General features: G+C 67.9%; 13 protein-coding genes and 1 pseudogene. 7 read left to right on the forward strand and 7 right to left on the reverse strand.

All coding sequences use genetic code 11. The features are described from left to right. From NJLHNGOC_RS16280 to hpnK, 5 genes and pseudogenes are all read left to right on the forward strand, one after another. Positions 1-321, forward strand: a pseudogene (locus tag NJLHNGOC_RS16280) (transketolase C-terminal domain-containing protein); the annotation flags it as partial. Positions 322-326: 5 nt separating this feature from the next. Further along, a complete protein-coding gene (locus NJLHNGOC_RS06260; protein ID WP_239021369.1) occupies positions 327-980 on the forward strand; it encodes an MlaC/ttg2D family ABC transporter substrate-binding protein in 654 nt (217 codons plus the stop codon). 69 nt (positions 981-1,049) lie between these two features. After that, entirely contained in the window at positions 1,050-2,228 is a 1,179-nt protein-coding gene (gene hpnI / locus NJLHNGOC_RS06265) for a bacteriohopanetetrol glucosamine biosynthesis glycosyltransferase HpnI (RefSeq protein WP_113595745.1), read from the forward strand. 95 nt (positions 2,229-2,323) lie between these two features. Then, positions 2,324-3,748, forward strand: a complete 1,425-nt coding sequence (gene hpnJ, locus NJLHNGOC_RS06270) for a hopanoid biosynthesis associated radical SAM protein HpnJ (RefSeq protein ID WP_110531123.1) — start codon at positions 2,324-2,326, stop codon at positions 3,746-3,748. A gap of 81 nt (positions 3,749-3,829) precedes the next feature. Then, positions 3,830-4,684: a hopanoid biosynthesis-associated protein HpnK gene (gene hpnK, locus NJLHNGOC_RS06275; RefSeq protein WP_110531121.1), complete on the forward strand. Its 855-nt coding sequence runs from the start codon at positions 3,830-3,832 to the stop codon at positions 4,682-4,684. Positions 4,685-5,011: 327 nt separating this feature from the next. Here hpnK and trxA read toward each other — a convergent pair whose 3' ends face one another. The 6 genes from trxA to tsaE form a co-directional block, all read right to left on the reverse strand. Further along, positions 5,012-5,341, reverse strand: a complete 330-nt coding sequence (gene trxA / locus NJLHNGOC_RS06280) for a thioredoxin TrxA (protein WP_113595620.1) — start codon at positions 5,339-5,341, stop codon at positions 5,012-5,014. Positions 5,342-5,529: 188 nt separating this feature from the next. Then, positions 5,530-5,754: a hypothetical protein gene (locus tag NJLHNGOC_RS06285; RefSeq protein ID WP_133258675.1), complete on the reverse strand. Its 225-nt coding sequence runs from the start codon at positions 5,752-5,754 to the stop codon at positions 5,530-5,532. Between the two features lie 159 nt (positions 5,755-5,913). Further along, positions 5,914-9,501, reverse strand: coding sequence for a double-strand break repair helicase AddA (addA, locus tag NJLHNGOC_RS06290; protein ID WP_113595622.1), 3,588 nt, complete (start codon positions 9,499-9,501; stop codon positions 5,914-5,916). After that, positions 9,498-12,524 carry a double-strand break repair protein AddB gene (gene addB, locus NJLHNGOC_RS06295; protein ID WP_113595623.1) on the reverse strand — a complete coding sequence of 1,009 codons (3,027 nt, stop codon included), beginning with the start codon at positions 12,522-12,524 and terminating at the stop codon, positions 9,498-9,500. The genes addA and addB overlap by 4 nt, the downstream gene beginning before the upstream one ends. Continuing rightward, the gene (locus tag NJLHNGOC_RS06300; RefSeq protein WP_113595624.1) at positions 12,524-13,294 is read right to left on the reverse strand and encodes a nucleotidyltransferase family protein; all 771 of its coding nucleotides are present in this window, start codon (positions 13,292-13,294) and stop codon (positions 12,524-12,526) included. Before NJLHNGOC_RS06300 ends, addB begins: the two co-directional genes overlap by 1 nt. Further along, on the reverse strand, positions 13,291-13,869 hold the full coding sequence (gene tsaE, locus NJLHNGOC_RS06305) for a tRNA (adenosine(37)-N6)-threonylcarbamoyltransferase complex ATPase subunit type 1 TsaE (protein ID WP_113595625.1): 579 nt from the start codon (positions 13,867-13,869) through the stop codon (positions 13,291-13,293). The genes NJLHNGOC_RS06300 and tsaE overlap by 4 nt, the downstream gene beginning before the upstream one ends. A gap of 220 nt (positions 13,870-14,089) precedes the next feature. Between tsaE and NJLHNGOC_RS06310 the strand changes: the two genes are divergently transcribed. After that, the gene (locus NJLHNGOC_RS06310) at positions 14,090-15,112 is read left to right on the forward strand and encodes an NAD(P)/FAD-dependent oxidoreductase (protein WP_113595626.1); all 1,023 of its coding nucleotides are present in this window, start codon (positions 14,090-14,092) and stop codon (positions 15,110-15,112) included. A gap of 150 nt (positions 15,113-15,262) precedes the next feature. Further along, a complete protein-coding gene (locus NJLHNGOC_RS06315) occupies positions 15,263-16,519 on the forward strand; it encodes a D-amino acid dehydrogenase (RefSeq protein ID WP_113595627.1) in 1,257 nt (418 codons plus the stop codon). Positions 16,520-16,763: 244 nt separating this feature from the next. On the opposite strand, the gene NJLHNGOC_RS06320 is transcribed toward NJLHNGOC_RS06315, so the two are convergent. After that, positions 16,764-17,036 carry a hypothetical protein gene (locus NJLHNGOC_RS06320; RefSeq protein WP_113595628.1) on the reverse strand — a complete coding sequence of 91 codons (273 nt, stop codon included), beginning with the start codon at positions 17,034-17,036 and terminating at the stop codon, positions 16,764-16,766. Positions 17,037-17,200 lie beyond the last annotated feature (164 nt).

The following is a 17,200-nucleotide window of genomic DNA, read 5'->3' on the forward strand; positions in this document are numbered from 1 at the left end:
TGCCAAGCCGCTGGACACCGCGCTGATCGAGCAGCTGGCGCGCAACCATGCCGTGCTGATCACCATCGAGGAAGGCGCGCCCGGCGGGTTCGGCGCCTTCGTCATGATGCACCTTGCGAAAACCGGNCCTGCTGGACCGCGTGCGCTTCCGCCCCATGGCGCTGCCCGACCGCTTCATCGACCACAACACCCAGACCGCACAGTATCACGAGGCAGGCCTCGACGCGCAGGCGATCNACCAATACCGCGCTGGAAGCGCTGGGTGTCGGAATCAGCATGACCCAGCCCTTGCTAAAGACGGCAATCGGACCGAAATCATGATCATTATGAAACATGTCCTGAAAACAACGTCTCTGGCGCTGTGCGCCGGGCTGGTGGCAGCGTCGGCGCTTCCGGCCCTGCCCGTCCTCATCCCTCCGGCGCATGCGGCGGCCGCGTCCGATCCGCAGGCCCCCATCAAGGCGCTTTACGCCGAACTGACCCGCATCGAGGCCAAGAACAGTGGCTCGTTCGAGCAGCGGGCACAGGAACTGGGGCCGGTCATCGACCGCGTCTATGACCTGGAGGCGATCCTGTCCTCCTCCATCGGGCCGCATTACGCCACCCTGTCGGCCGAGCAGAAGCAGACGCTGCTGGCGACGTTCCGCCAGTTCACCATCGCCCGCAACCTTTCCAGCTTCAAGCCCGGCGCCGACGCGCGTTTCACCATCAATCCCGCCGTCCGTGACGCGCCGGTTGGTGGCAACAAGATCGTCGATACCCAGATCGGATCATCCGATGACCCGTCCGGCACGGCGGTCAATTACGTCATGCACCTGAACGGGGCCAAGGGATATCAGGTCGTTGACGTCCTGCTGAATGGCAACATCAGCCAGGTCGGCATGCAGCATTCGGACTTCCGCAGCGCGCTGGCTGGCGGGAATGTGCAAAATCTGATCGATCTGTTACAGAAGAAGATCAAGGTCTTTTCGGCAGGATGACCCCTTGCCCGGGTTACAGGCCGGATTCCCGATGTTATATCATGCACGCGCGACCCAGCCGGAAAGATGATGTCTGTTCTTAACGCCCTTGTCTCACCATCCGGTCTGGCCGCGACTGTCGCGGTGGCCGGGTGCGTACAGGCGACGCTAGGCACTTTTCTGGTCTCGCGCTTCCGCGTGCAGGAAAAAAGCGCCGATCAGGCGGTGCCCATGCCCCCGGTGACGGTGCTCAAGCCCCTGCATGGCGACGAACCCCTGCTGGAAGAAGCGCTTGAAAGCTTCTGCACGCAGGATTATCCCGTCATGCAGATCATCTTTGGCGTGCAGTCGGAAGACGATGCCGCCATTCCCATCGTGCGGCGGCTGCGCGAACGCCATCCCGCGCTGGACATCGAACTGGTCATCGACCCGACCTTTCACGGCATCAACCGCAAGATCGGCAACCTCATCAACATGATGACCCGCGCGCGTCATGACGTGCTGGTCATTTCCGATTCGGACATCCACGTGGCGCCCGATTACCTGCGCCACGTGGTCGGGGCGCTGGTTCCCGACCATGTCGGGCTGGTCACCACGCTTTACGCCGGCCTGCCCGCCTCGCCCACGCTGCCGCGCCTGCTGGCGGCGGGGCAGATCAACCACAATTTCCTGCCCGGCGTCATGCTGTCGCGCTATCTGGGGCGGCAGGACTGCCTTGGCGCGACGATGGCGCTGCGCCGTTCGATGCTGCAGGCCATCGGCGGGCTGGAGGCACTGGTCCCCCATGTCGCGGACGACGCGATGCTGGGCCGCTATGTCCGCGAGCAGGGCAAGGATATCGCCATCGCCGCGTGCATGACATGGACCACCGTGGGGGAAACCTCCCTGCGGGAGGTGCTGGCCCATGAACTGCGCTGGGGCCGGACGGTCAAGACGCTGGAACCGCTGGGCTATGCCGCGTCGGCCATCCAGCTTCCGCTGTTCTGGGCCACGCTGGCGGTGGTGCTTGCGCCGCATGCCACGTGGACATGGGTGTTTTTCCTGTTCGTATGGGCGGCGCGTGCCGTGTGCGCGTTCATCATGGACCGCGCGCTGGCGCAGCGTAGCCTGATTCCACTGTTCCTGCTGCCGCTGCGTGACTGGCTGTCGGCCGCCATCATGGTCGGCAGCGTGACAGGAACGCGCGTGGCGTGGCGCGGACAGACTATGCACATTTCGCCACATTCCGCTATGACATCCCGATCACAACCTGCCTCCCCCGGTGACTGACCCCGCCGGGGCCGGGCAGGCCGAACCCAACCAGTCAAGGCAACTGCGGTCGCGCGGGGGAGTGAGCCCCTTTCAGACCCGAGGATTCGCGTAACATGATGAAGACCCTGTTTCTCCAGCCGCCTTCCTTCGACGGATTCGATGGCGGGGCCGGTTCCCGCTATCAGGCCAAGCGGGAAATCAAGTCGTTCTGGTATCCGACATGGCTGGCGCAGCCCGCCGCCATGGTGGAGGGCAGCCGCCTGATCGACGCGCCCCCCGCGCGCATGGGCATGGAACCGATCCTTGAGGACGTACGCAACCGCGACCTCGTCATCATGCACACCTCCACCCCGTCCTTTGCCTCCGACGTGCGGGTGGCGCAGATGCTCAAGGACGCGAATCCGTCGGTCAAGATCGGCATGGTCGGCGCGAAGGTCGCCGTTCAGCCGGAGGAAAGCCTGCTGAACGCCGCCCCGGTCGATTTCGTGGCACGTAACGAGTTCGATTACACCATCAAGGAAATCGCCGAAGGCCGCGACTGGAAGGATGTCGATGGCATCACGTGGCGCGACCCCAACGGCAAGATCATCTCCAACCGCGACCGCGCGATGATCGAGGACATGGACAGCCTGCCGTTCGTGACCGAGGTGTACAAGCGTGACCTGAAGATCGAGGATTACTTCATCGGTTACCTGATGCACCCCTACATCTCGATCTATACCGGTCGCGGGTGCAAGTCGCGCTGCACGTTCTGCCTGTGGCCGCAGACGGTGGGCGGCCATCATTACCGCACCCGCAGCCCCGAACACGTGGCGGCCGAAATCCGCCTCGCACGGCAGTATTTCCCGCAGGTGAAAGAATTCTTCTTCGACGACGACACCTTCACCGACGACCTGCCCCGCGCCGAGGCCATTGCCCGCGAACTGGGCAAGATGGGCGTCACCTGGTCGTGCAACGCCAAGGCGAACGTGCCGCGCAAGACGCTGGAGGTCCTGAAGGAAAACGGCCTGCGCCTGCTGCTGGTGGGATATGAAAGCGGCAACCAGCAGATCCTGCACAACATCAAGAAGGGCATGCGGGTCGAGGTCGCGCGCGAGTTCACCAAGAACTGCCACGAGCTGGGCATCAAGATCCATGGCACCTTCATCCTCGGCCTGCCGGGCGAGACGAAGGAGACCATTCAGGAAACCATCAAGTTCGCGACCGAAATCAACCCGCACACGCTGCAGGTTTCGCTGGCCGCCCCCTATCCGGGGACGTTCCTGCACAAGCAGGCAACGGAAAATGGCTGGCTGGATGCAAGCAACGCGGAACTGATCGATGAAAACGGCGTGCAGATCGCGCCGCTGCATTACCCGCACCTGTCGCACACCGAAATCTTCAACAGTGTCGAGGATTTCTATCGGAAGTTCTATTTCCGCGCGCCGAAGATCGCCTCCATCGTGGGCGAGATGGTGCGTTCGCCCCAGATGATGAAGCGTCGCCTGCGCGAGGGGGTGGAGTTCTTCCAGTTCCTGCGCGAACGTCGCGCGGCCTGATCGCCGTCACGCATCTTTTGCGCCGGAACCCGCGGGTTCCGGCGTTTTTTCTGGTATCGTTACATCCGGTTCCCTGCCCCAATGAAACGCGTCATCATATCCGCCGATGATTTCGGCCTGTCGGAAGAGGTGAATGAAGCCGTCGAGATCGCGCATCGCGACGGCCTGCTGTCCACCGCCAGCCTGATGGTCGCTGGTCCCGCGGCGGAGGACGCGATCCGGCGCGCGAAACGCCTGCCGGACCTGCGGGTGGGGCTGCATCTGGTCGCGATCGAGGGACCGGCCACCCTGCCCCCGGCCGAAATCCCGCTGCTGGTGCCGCAGGACGGGCAGTTCCCTTCGGACCAGCTGAAGCTCGGGATCGAATATTTCTTCCGCCCTGCCGTACGGCGCGAACTGGCCGCCGAAATCGAGGCCCAGTTCCGGGCCTTTTCACGCACCGGGCTGGCGCTGGACCATGCCAACGCGCACAAGCACATGCACCTGCATCCCACGGTCGGGCGTTACATGATCGAAAGCGGGCTGCGCCACGGGCTGCGCGCGGTGCGCGTGCCGCTGGAACCGCCCGAACCGCTGTTCGCGGCGGGTACCTATGCCGATACGTTGGGCGATGCGGCGCTGCGGCGCTGGACCCGGCTGCTGCGTCATCAGGCGCATAAGGCGGGACTGGTGACCAATGACTGGTGCTTTGGCCTGGCGTGGAGCGGCCACATGACGACGGAGCGTGTCTCCGCCCTTGCGGCGCATCTGCCGGACGGGCTGTCGGAAATCTATTTCCATCCCGCCACGGCCAAGAACAGGCTGCTGCAGCGCCTGATGCCGACCTATGAACATGTGGCGGAATTCGAAACGCTGTGCAGCCCCGGCCTGCGCGCGGGCCTGCGCCATGCGGGGGCGACCCCGACGACATGGACGGACGTGGCGCGCGCGGCATAGTATTTCAGGGACGTGGCCCCAAAGGTCACGGCCCCCTGGATACCAGTATCTTCAGACAGATCAGGGTGCAGGGAGCCCGCTCCCTGCCGGGTCCGGGCAGCGCCCGGATGGTGCTGCATGCGACGGCGTTACATGCCGGGACACAGGTATTCAGGGGCGTTGCCCCCGAACCCCCACCAAAGGTCATGGACCTTTGGAAACCAGTACTTTCGGACAGATCAGGATGCAGGGAGCCATGCTCCCTGCCGGGTTCGGGCGGTGCCCGGGTGGTTCATGCACGCGACGGCACTACATGCCGGGACGCGGGCAATCAGGGACGCTGTCCCTTCAGGCGAGGCTGGTCTTCACCCATTCCTTGAGCTGCGTCTTGGGGGCCGCACCGACCTTGTCCGCAACCACCTTGCCGCCCTTGAACAGCAGCAGCGTCGGAATGCCGCGCACGCCATAGGTGTTCGGGGTTTCGGGGTTTTCGTCGATGTTGACCTTGACCACCTTCAGCTTGCCCTTGAACTCCGCGCCGATTTCTTCCAGCGCGGGGGCGACCATCTTGCACGGTCCGCACCATTCGGCCCAGAAATCGACCAGAACGGGCTCGCTGGATTCCAGCACCTGCGACTTGAATTCGGCGTCTTTGACGGCGACGGTGTTCTCGCTCATAGCATCACTCCTTTTCGTCGCGGCGGAACCCGCGACGTTATCAGCTTCCTTGCACATGGCGAGCCTGGGGCGCGGGGTCAAGTCATTGCGGCATCAGGAACCCTGCCGGTCGGGTGCGAAAGCCGTCCCCCGGACCGCCGCCGCGACGGCACCCGCACCTGCCGCAGCGTCATGGATGCGTCGGCGCCCTATGTCCCGACCTGCCCGGCCTGCCCTTTCTTCCAGCCCTTCCATCCCTCCCACAGGCCGTAAGCGACGCCGCAGGCGCTCAGGGCAAGCAGCGGGAGGCAGATGAAATTCAGCACTGCAATATTGATGTGAACGGGATGCCGGGCAATCCAGCTCCCTGCCCAGAAACCACCAGCAGCCGGACATATGACAAGCACTGTTTTCCAGATATTGCCGTATTTCATTGCAATTCCCCCGCACATCCCCAAACAAGGCCCCGAAACCGTAATAGACTGCCTGAAAGGTCGCTGCTCCAGCAAAAAACTCCCATCATGGGAAAGTTTCTGGTGAAGCTTTGTTAAAAAAAGGCGGCACCCGAAAACTTTTATACTTTCATCAACAGGTTACTGTATCCGCGACGGGGCATTGGCCGCGACCAGCGCATCGGGCAGGACGCTGACGCGCACATCCTCCGTCCAGACAAGGATGCAGGTGATCGCGCGCCCCGGATACAGCGCGCGCAGCAACGCGCGATAGGACGCCATCTGCCGCAGGTACAGCACCGGCGTGTCCTCGACGCGCGCGGGGGGCTGGCGGTTGGTCTTGAAATCGCACAGCAGCACCTCGCTGTCGGTCACCGCCATGCGATCGACCAGCCCCACGATCACCGTATCGCCCACCACGCCGGCCAATGGCTGCTCCGCCCGGCTGCCGGGGGCGAACAGGGGCGCCATCGCGGGCATGTCCATCACCGCCATCACCTGGGACGCGATGCGTTCGCACTGCGCGGGCGACAGGTCGCCGCCACGCCGCGACAGCCACGCGCGCGCCACGCCGGCCCGCGCGGCCGGGGCGCAATCAGGCAGGTACTGCAACAGCGCATGCACCATCTGCCCGCGTCGCAGCGCATTCATCCGCCGCGTGGCCGCACCCGGTCCGCCGGTCCCGCCGGCGCGCGCGATCTCCAGCGGGGAGCGCACGGCGGGCTGCGGGCCAAGGGCGACGTCATCGGGACGGCTGGGGGCCAGCGGCCGCGCCAGCGGTCCTTCCACCGGCGGGGCAACAGGCGTCCAGTCGGGGGCCGATCCCATCCATCGCGGCAGCGGCGCGGCGGCCGGGGGCGCCGCCTGCGCCACGGGGGCGGCGGGACGCGGGGCATAGGCTTCCTCGATCACCAGTGTCTCGCCCGGCCATCCCATGGCAAAGGGCTCGCGTGTCGCTCCCTCCGCCTCGAACGCCTGACGGCACAGGTCGTACCAGCTGTCCTCCGGCACGCCGCGGCGCGGTTCCCACCCGCATATCACCAGCCGCTCGCTCGCGCGGGTCAGGGCGACATATAGCAGGCGGTTATACTCCTCCACCGCCGCAAGCCGCAGATGCTCCTGCAGTTCCTGCGTCACCCCGGTGCCCAGTTCGCGGCGCGGCACCCACAGCGGGATTTCCAGCCCCTCCTGCCCGTCGCGCGCCCACAGCAGGCCGCTGTCGAATCGCGGGGTGCCCACCGTGTCGGGCAGGATGACAAGACGCGCCTGCAGCCCCTTGGACCCGTGGGCGGTCATGACGCGCACCATGTCCGCGCCGGCGTCGGGTTCGCGCTTCACCGTCTCGGCCGAGGCATGGAGCCAGTGCAGGAAGCCCTGCAGCGACAGGACATGCGTTTCCTCGAACCTCAGCGCCGCCGACAGCAGTTCATCGACCGGCTCCACCGCCTCCGGCCCCAGCCGCGCCAGCAGCCGCGCGCGTCCGCCCAGCGGGCCCAGCGCCTCGGACAGCAGGGCATAGGGGGAGGCATAATCCACCTTGCCAAACAGGGTGTCGAGCATCCGCCACGCCCGCGTCCAGTCGGGGCGTTCGGCGTGCCGCGCGCGCAGCACCGCCCACAGTGGCCGTCCATCCCGCCCGGTCGAAAGCCGCATCAGGCTGTCATCATCCAGCCCCCCCAGCGGCGAGGTCAGGACGCAGGCCAGCGTCAGGTCATCCTGCGGCAGCAGCAGCGCCGCGCACAGCGCCATCAGGTCACGCACCGCCAGTTGGTCCGTCAGCACCGTGCGCACCAGCGTCGCCACGGGCACATCGTGGGTCTTGAGCGCACGGATCAGCGCGCGTGCAAAGGCGGAGCGGCGCGGCACGAGGATCAGCACGTCGCCGGGCGCAAGCGGCGGCTGCCCCGCGGCGGGCGCGCGGCGCAGTTCGCGCGCGATCCACGCCGCCAGCGTATCGGCCAGCTGCTGCTGCGCCGTGGACTGTCCCGCGTTGCGGGTGGGCGCGCGCCAGGGATCGGCTTCTTCCCCGTCCTCGGTCGCCGGGGTGATGGGCCACAGCTCGACCCGGCCGCCGCCGCCGGGGCGCGCGGTGACATGGGTGGGAATGCCGCTGTCGGGTTCGGCCACGCCGCGCGCGGCGGCGGGAATGGAAAATACCCGGTCCACCAGCGCCAGCACCGGCGTGGTCGAACGGAACGACACCGTCAGCGCGGGTTCGCGCCAGTGCGCGCCCGCGTTGCGCGCCTGCCGGCGAAAATGTTCGCGCCAGCGGCGGAATGCCTCGGGGTCCGCGCCCTGAAAGGAATAGATCGACTGCTTGTAATCCCCCACGGCAAAGATCGTGCGCGGCGGGCCGTCGGGCGTGCGCGTGCCCTCGCCGGCAAAGAACTCCGCCGTCAGTCCGCCCGCGATGGCCCACTGTTCGGGGGAGGTATCCTGCACCTCGTCCAGAAGCAGGTGGTCGATCCCGCCATCGAGCTTGTACAGCACCCACGCCGCCCCCGGATCGCGCAGCAGCCCGAGCGTGCGTTCGATCAGGTCGTCATAATCCACCAGCCCCTGCCCGGTCTTGCGCGCGGCATATCCCTCCAGCACCGGGACCGCGACCGACAGCAGGGCGCGGCTGAGGTCACAGACCGTGATCGCGCGCAGTTCCGCCTCCACGTCCAGGACGCGCTGCGCCTCCGCCATCAGGGCGTCGCCGATCCCGGGATATTTCGCATCCAGCTTCGGGTTCAGGCCCCCGCGCTTGCGCGGGCTGCCGTCGCGCGTCAGCAGGCCGGCGCGCCAGTCGTCCCACCGGGCAATACGCGCCTCCACCCCCTCGCCCAGCCACGCCAGCATCTCCGCCGCCGCCGCGCGCACCTTGGTCGATCCTTCCTCCATGACCGTAACCAGCCCCGTGCGCAGCGTCTCCTCGTCGGGGATACGGGCGCAGGCATCGCGCAGGATGGCCGCCGCATCGTCGCCACGCACGCCCAGCACGCGGCGCAGCGCCGCGTTCACCGCCGCGGGGTCGGCACGCCACGATTCGGCCACCCGGTGGAACTGCCGCAGCCGCGCCTGAAGCCGCGTGACCAGCAGGGTGAAATTCGTCACCCCCACCTGCCCCGCAAGGGTGGCGATGGCAGGCCCCCCCCGGCCGATCACGTCCTCCACCGCGCCACGCAGGGCAAGGCGCGCGTCCGTTTCCTCCACCAGCGTGAAATGCGGGCTGATTGCCGCCTCCACCGGGAAACGCCGCAGCAGCGACTGGCAGAAGGCATGGATCGTACCGATACGCATGCCGCCGGGCAGGTCGAGGACGCGGGCGAACAGTTCCCGCGCCACCTGCCGGGTCCGTTCCTCCGCCGGGACGAACAGGCCGCGCAGTTCGGCGTCCAGTTCCCCATCCGGCAGCGTCACCCACCGTCCCAGCCGGTTCTGCAGGCGGATGGCCATTTCGGCGGCCGCCGCCTTGGTAAAGGTCAGGCACAGGATGCGCGCCGGGTCCGACCCCGGCAGCAGCACCGCATTCCCCTGCGCGTCACGCGCCGGGCGCGGCAGCATCAGCCGCAGAAGCCGGTCGATCAGCAGCTTTGTCTTGCCACTTCCGGCGGAGGCGGACACGAAGACCGAGGTCTGCGGGTCGGACGCCTGCGCCTGGCTTTTATTGGCAAGCGTGATCGCGTCGGGCGGGATCGCGCCGGGGACCAGCCTGTCGGGTCCGACCGTATCGGGGGGTGTCATCCCATGTCCTCCTCACGCGCGGCACTCCATTCCGCGACACGCGCCAGGTGCGCGTAATCGGCAAAGCGCGGTTCCTCCCCCGGATAGGGATGCGACAGGTAAGGCTGCTGCGGATCGTCATAGGCGGCGATCAGCCCGCGCAGCCCGGCGCGGCATCCCGCGATCAGCTCCGACAGTTTCTCGCCCCGCGCGATGTCGAGCGCCTGCGCCGCGACATGCCCGCCCGTCAGCCGCCAGTACACCAGTTCCGTCACCCGTCCCGCCGCCTGCGGGGCAAAGCCCCCGGCCTCGATCATCGCGGCCTCCAGCACCAGCTGCGACTGCCATCCCGCCATCACGCTGCGCAGCGTCGGCAGGGTCCCGGTCTTGTAATCGAACAGGCTCAGCCCCCCGTCCGCGTCGCGGTCGATCCGGTCGGCCCGGCCACGCAGGGTAAAGGTGCCAAAGGAAAAGCCCGACAGTTCCATCCGCCCCGACAGTTCGGTCATGACGACGCGCGGCGCGCCATCGGCCCGGCGCGCGGCCTCGGTCATCGCGCACCACCGCGCGATCCGTCCCAGGCGCGGCGCCCACCACGCCGCCAGCGCCGGGCGTAGCCGCGCCTCGGCCAGCACCTCGTCAAAGGTGGCGAGCATCCGCGCCTCCCCATCCCCGGGCCAGTGGTCGGGATGGCGCGTGAACCAGCGTTCCAGCGCGGCATGCACGATTTCCCCGTAATCGGCGGCGTCGGCCATTTCCTCCAGATCCGCGAGGCGTTTCAGCCCAAGGACGCGCCGGGCGTAAATGGCATAGGGATCGCGCATCCATGTCTCGATTTCGGTCACCGACAGGCTGCGCGGGCGCAGGGCCACGGGCGGGCACGGACGCGGCGGGGCAACAGGCGCGGGCGCGCCGGGCGGGCGGTCCAGCTGCTCCAGCCACGACAGGGCGGGATGCGCCGGCAGGCTGGCCCCGCGCCCGGAGAGGTAGGCGTCAAGCCGCACCATCCAGCGGGCGGCCACGGTGGGCGCGCCCTGCCGCCGGCCCGGCACCGACAGGACGACCCGGGGTGCCGCACAGGCGCAGGCGATGAAATCGTGCGCCGCCTGTCCGATGGCGCATTCGGGCGACGGCAGGCAGATACGCGCGCGCATCGGGCGGCTCATCCACGGGCCGGGGTCGGTCGCGGGCGGCCAGACGGTTTCCACCAGCCCGCCCAGTACAAGGGTCCCCGCCGTCTGCAGCCGTGCCTCCAGCAGGCCCCAGATGAAGACGCGCGGATGGGCCACCGTCTGTTCGCGCCCGCGCAGGGCGCGGCGTCCATGCACGCTGACCCCCGCCAGCGACGACGCCACCAGCCCGTCCAGCGCGCCGATACGCTGCGCCGGCAGGACGTCGCACCATGTCAGCAGTTCCGCCAGGTGCTGGCCCAGCGCGTTGCCTTCCTCCCCCGACCACAGGCGCGATGCCCCGTCCGCATCATCGGTGGTGGCCAGCGCCTGCGCCACCTCGACCAGCGCGGACAGCAGGTCCACAACCTCCGCCGGGCCGGAGGCAAGTGAAAGCAGCGGCGCGAGGGCCGCCTCCAGCCGGTCGATAAAGGCGGAAAGTTCCTGTGGCGCGTCGGGCGCATCGGCCAGCGCGCCGTATTCGTCGGCCGTCGCGCGCGACAGCGCCGCGCGCAGCCCTGCGATGCCCGGTGGCGGGGCGGGACCACGCAGGACCGCGCGTTCCAGAAGGCGCGCCGACGCGCGGCAGTTCCCCGGCGACAGGCCACATGCCGCCAGCGGATGCTTGAGCATCGACAGGAGTGCGACGGGCGAAAGGCCGCCATCGACAGCCTGCGCGATCAGGCGCAGGAACGTCGCCTGCGGCGTGGTCGCCAGCCCCTCGCCCGCGCTGTCATCGGCCACGACGCCCCATCGCGCCAGTTCGGTCGCAACCCGCCCCGCAAGTGCGCGGTCCGGCGTGACGAGGGCCGCGACATGCCCGCGCTGTTCAATGGCGTGACGCAGGATCAGGGCGATGGCGGCGGCCTCCTCCTGCTGGTCGGCGGCATGCAGGACTGACAGCCCCTCCAGCGCGGGGGCGGGCGCGGGGTCAAGCCACCGTCCCAGCGCGGGCGCAGGCAGCAGGGCCGCGGACAGCAGCGCGGCGCGACCGGCGGGGGCGGCCGCCGCGCATCCCGGCGGCGGTTCGTCCCAGACGCCGAGCATGTCGCGCGTCACCCCCAGATCGCGGAGCATGCGCGCGCTCCCGGCCTGCGGATGGCCCGGCGGCAGCGCCTGCCACGTCTCCTCATCCATGTCGAGGTCGACCGGTGGCAGCACCAGCCGGCCGTCGGGCATGTCGAGCACCGTGCGCAGCACCGCAACGGTGGAGGGCACGGCATCCGCGAATCCCGCCGCCCACAGCCTCTGCCCGGCGGGCAGCGGGTTTTCGCGCCAGTGCGCGGCCTGCGCATGCAAAAGCGCGACCTGCCGGGCCACGGGGTTCATCACGCCCTGCTCCTCCAGCCAGGCGGGCCAGGCGGAGGTGACGATCGACAGGAATTTCAGCGTCAGGTGCCAGTGCTGCGCGAAATCGCCATCCGCCGCTTCGGGCAGGCGTTCGCGCAGGTCGCATTCCGCCCATTCCGCCTCGTCCATCAGGTCGGCCAGCGCGCGCGCCAGCGGCCATGCCTGATCGACGGTGCGCACGTCGCCGAACGCCTCGCCCGCCTGCAGCACCAGCAGGGTCAGCGTCGCAAGCCGGCGGACGGTTTCCACGGCGGGGGGCAGTTCCAGCGCGGCCTCCCCCGACAGGGCGAGCGCCGCCTCGTCCAGCGCCGCGATGGGTGCGATGCGCGGCAGCAGCAGGGCGCGGCCGTCGGCGCGGCGCAGGAACGCCTCCGTCAGGGCGCGGGCCGCGCGGCGGCTGGGCAGGAGGATCAGGCCCGCGCCGGTGCGCTGCGGGTCGTCATCGACCTCCGCCATCCAGCGCGCGGCAAGCTGGTCAAGAAAGGGCACATGATGGGCGACGGTGACAATGGCGGGACCGGACATCAGCCGTGCACGTCCGGGCTGTCATGATCGGGGTCGAGCGTCCGGCGCAGCGTCGCCTCCGCCGCCTCGATATCGCGCGGGCGCGACAGGTGGAACCACAGCGAATCATGGACGATCATCCCCAGCCGCCCGCGTTCCATCGCCCGGTCCCACAGCAGGTTCAGGCTGAACGCCCCGTCCGGCGCGCCATCAAACAGCGCGGGGGAGACGATCTGCACCCCGGTATAGACATAGGGCGTCAGTTCATCCCCCTTCGGCCGACGCGGCCTGCCATGCGCGTCCACGGCGAAATCGCCACGTCCGACCTCCCCCACCGCGCGGGTCGTCGCCCCCAGCAGCAGCATCGCGTCCATCGTGTCGGGATCGAACGCCGCCGCCAGACGGCGCAGCGCCGCGTGCGGGCCATTGAGCCACATCGCGTCGCCATTGAGCAGAAAGAACGGCCCCGGCCCGATCTGTCCCGCGCGCAGGGCGGCGGCCGCACTTCCCCCCGTTTCCAGCAGCGTATCCTCACGCCGCAGGATGGTGCGCGGCCCGTCGCCCGCCGCCCGCCGGGCCTCCAGCGTGGCGGCCACCATGTCGGCGTGCCAGTGGGCGTTGACCACGACGCAGTCGACGCCCGCACGGTCCAGCCGGTCCAGCGCGTGTTCCAGGATGGACTGTCCGCCCACCTTCAGCAGGGGCTTGGGGGTCGCCTCGCTCAGCGGGCGCATCCGCCGGCCCATCCCGGCGGCAAAGATCATCGCCGTGTGTGGCATCTTCACGCTCATCCCCGTCCTCCTGCCTGTATCATGCGCGCGGCCGCATGCGCATGCGCGCCCCAGCCCCGCAGAATGGCGTCCCGCCCGCCATCGGCGCGCACCGTAAGCTCGATGCCGCGCGCGTCGGGCGGCGCAAGGGCACCCAGCCGGTCGGGCCATTCCACCAGCACGATCCCCTCGCACGCGTCATCCCAGCCCAGTTCCACCAGCGCGTCGGGACCATCCAGACGCCACAGGTCGAAATGCGACACCTCCACCCCTGATGCATCCACCCCGGGCGCGTCATAGGTCTGCACCAGGGTATAGGACGGGCTTGGTACCTCCATCGCCGCATCATCGCATAACGTCCGCAGCAGCGCGCGCGCCAGCGTCGTCTTGCCCGCGCCCAGATCCCCGCGCAGCAGCACCGCGTCCCCCGCGCCCAGCGCCGGGGCCAGCGCGCGGCCCAGCGCCATCGTCGCCGCGTCATCGGGCAGGATGATGCGCACCGTATCGGTATCCGTTGCCCCGGCGTCCGCCGCGGGAGCCACTGTCAAAGCTGGTGTCGATGCCGCCGTCCGGGCGGGCGGCCGGGGTGGTTTCATGTCCGTCTCCCTCATTGCCGCATATTGTGCGCCCTTGCCCCCCGCGCAGACAAGCGGACAAGATGCAGCCATACTGATGAAGCGACCTGTCGCGATGCACGTTGACGCCGGCGTGCATTTTCGCATGCGCCGTCCCCTTTTTGTGGGTTGCGCTGGTGCGCCGCGCAACGCACAACGCTGCCGACAGCCTGAACAGCCACGGATTGCAGGATACACAGCAATGACCGACACCCGCAGCCTTTCCACCGATGTCGCCATTATCGGCGCGGGGCCTGCCGGCCTGTTCGCCGCGTTCGAATGCAGCATGCTCAAGCTCGGCTGCGTCCTGATCGACGCGCTGGACGAGGTGGGCGGACAATGCTGCGCGCTGTATCCCGAAAAGCCGATCTATGACATCCCGGCCCATCCCTCCATCACCGGGGGCGACCTGATCGGCGCGCTGGACCGGCAGATCGCGCCCTTTGACGTCCCGCGCCTGCTGGGCCGCCGGGTGGAGGAACTGACGGGCACGCGCGGCGCGTTCACGCTGCGGACCGACGGGGGCGACACGATTCGCGCCCATGCCGTCATCATCGCGGCGGGCGCGGGCGCGTTCGGCCCCAACCGCCCCCCGCTGGAGGGGCTGGAGGCGTTCGAGAAAAGCGGCGCGGTGCGGTATTATGTCCGCCGTCGCGCAGATTTCACCGGAAAGCACGTCCTGATCGCAGGCGGCGGGGATTCGGCGGTGGACTGGGCGCTGTCGCTGCGTGACGTGGCATCGCGGGTTTCCATCGTCCACCGCCGCAACCGTTTCCGCGCGGCCCCCGAAAGCCTGCGCCAGCTGGACGAGGCCGTCGGCCGGGGCGAGATCGAGAAGCTGGTGGGATACCAGTTGCACGGCCTGCGCGGCACGGATGGCGTGCTGGAGGGCGTGGACCTTGTCACGCTGGAGGGCGAGACCCTGCATGTCCCGTGCCAGGCGCTGCTGCCGTTCTTCGGGCTGGCGACCGACCTTGGCCCCATCGCGCAATGGGGGCTGGATACGATACGCGGGACCATTCCCGTCACGCCCTCCACCTGTGAAAGCAGCATGCCCGGCATCTTCGCTGTCGGCGATGTCGCGTCCTATCCGGGGAAGCTGAAGCTGATCCTGCAGGGATTCAGCGAATGCGCGATGGCGGCGCACGCCATCCATCCCATCGTCCATCCCGACACCGCGCTGCATTTCGAATATTCCACCAGCAAGGGCGTTCCCACCACCTGAACGCATGGCGGCTGCCACCGTGCCGGGCCACATAATCTGACATATAATGTTATAATTGCCGCGTCGAGATCGGCGCCGTGATGCTTGACCCCATCGGGACGGGCGATAGCATCGCGCCCGAACTCCATGACATGACAAAAGGGGCAGCGGGTGAAGGTCATTATTCTCGGCGCGGGCGTCATTGGCGTGACAACGGCATGGTACCTCGCCAGACAGGGACATGAGGTGGAGGTCGTGGACCGGCAGCCCGCCGCCGCGATGGAAACGTCCTTTGCCAATGCCGGACAGATCTCGCCGGGTTATTCCGCCCCGTGGGCCAGCCCCGGACTGCCGCTGCAGATCCTGAAATGGATGTGCAGCCGCAACAGCCCCATGATCGTCCGCCCGCGCATCGATTTTGCGATGTTCGCATGGATGCGCCAGGTCCTGCGCAACTGCAACGCCCATTCCTATGACATCAACAAGGCACGCATGCTGCGCGTCGCGACCTACAGCCGCGACTGCCTTGACGCGCTGCGGGCCGAAACCGGCATTTCCTATGACGACCGGCAGCGCGGGCTGATCCAGCTGTTCCGCACCGACCGCGAGGTGGCGAAGGCGCACCGCGACATGCGCGTGCTGCGCCAGCACGGCGTGGCGCATGACCTGCTGGACCCGGACCAGATCGCGGCGTTCGAACCCGGACTTGCCGCCTCGCGCCACCTGCTGCGCGGGGGGCTGCGGCTGCCGGGCGACGAATCGGGGGATGCGCACATGTTCACCCAGCGCCTTGCGCAGAAGGCGGAGGAGCTGGGCGTTACCTTCCATTATGAAACCACGGTCAGGGCGCTCGACGCCTCGGCCGAGGAGATCCTGGGCGTGCGTACCTCCGCCGGACGGATGACGGGCGATGCGTATGTCGTCGCCCTCGGCAGTTACGCGCCGCGCCTGCTGCGTCCGCTGGGGCTGCGGCTGCCGGTCTGTCCGGTCAAGGGGTATTCGCTGACGCTGCCGGTCACGGACGAAGCCCGCGCGCCGGTTTCCACCGTCAATGATGATACGTACAAGGTCGCGATCACCCGCCTGGGCGATCGCATCCGCATTGGCGGGACGGCGGAACTGGCGGGATACAACACGCGGCTGAGCCGCGATCGCCGCGCGGGGCTGGAGGAATCTTTCTCCGAACTGTTCGGCGGGGGCGACCTGTCGCAGGGGGTGTACTGGACGGGACTGCGCCCCTGCACGCCCGATGGCACGCCCATCATCGGCAGGTCAGGACGTTTCGGCAACCTGTGGCTCAATACCGGTCACGGCACGCTGGGATGGACGATGGCCTGCGGGTCGGGAAAGCTGGTGTCCGACATGATCAGTGGCCGGCAGACCGAAATCCCCAGCCTGGACCTCTCGCTGGAGCGTTATTTCCAGTAAGCCGGGTGCCGGAAACAGCCCACCGGTCAAAACAACAGAGGTCTCCGGGCGCCATCTTTTTTTGAAAAAGGCGGCGTTCTTTTGAAGCTTTTTCGAAAAAGCTTCACCAGAAACTCCGGCATGGTTGCCGGAAATCAGGACAATAAAAAACGGGGCCGGAAATTCCCGGCCCCGTTTTTCGGGCATCATGCAACCGTGGCGCATCGCCGTCCGGATAAATCCGTCAGGCGACGTCCGGGCGACATTACTGCGCGGCAGGCGCTTCGCCAGTGGCGGCCTTCTTCTTGCCGTGATGCTTGCCGCCATGATGGTGGCTGCCGTGGTGCATCTTCTTTTCACCCTGGCCCGCGACACCCGCGGCCGCGTCAGGCGCGCCGGCTTCGGGCGCATGTTCCGGGCCGGAAACAGCCGGGGCGGTCGGTTCGGGGGGGGTGGTCTGCGCCATCAGGGGGGAAGCGACGCCCATAACGGCGACTGCGGACAGGGCGGCCAGGAAGCGGCGGGTCGAAACGATCATGAACTCTTCTCTCCAACAATCGGGATAATATCCCAATGCCTGTGCCGGACCAGCAACGATACCAGTCCGATCCGACACCACGCGGAATAACACGCGGAGAGGAGCCCCGTCTCGGATTAAAAAATTTAAATTTTCACAGCGAACCCCATAACTGCCGCATTCCC

Origin of the sequence: Novacetimonas cocois, from assembly GCF_003311635.1 — a bacterium.
GTDB lineage: Bacteria > Pseudomonadota > Alphaproteobacteria > Acetobacterales > Acetobacteraceae > Novacetimonas > Novacetimonas cocois.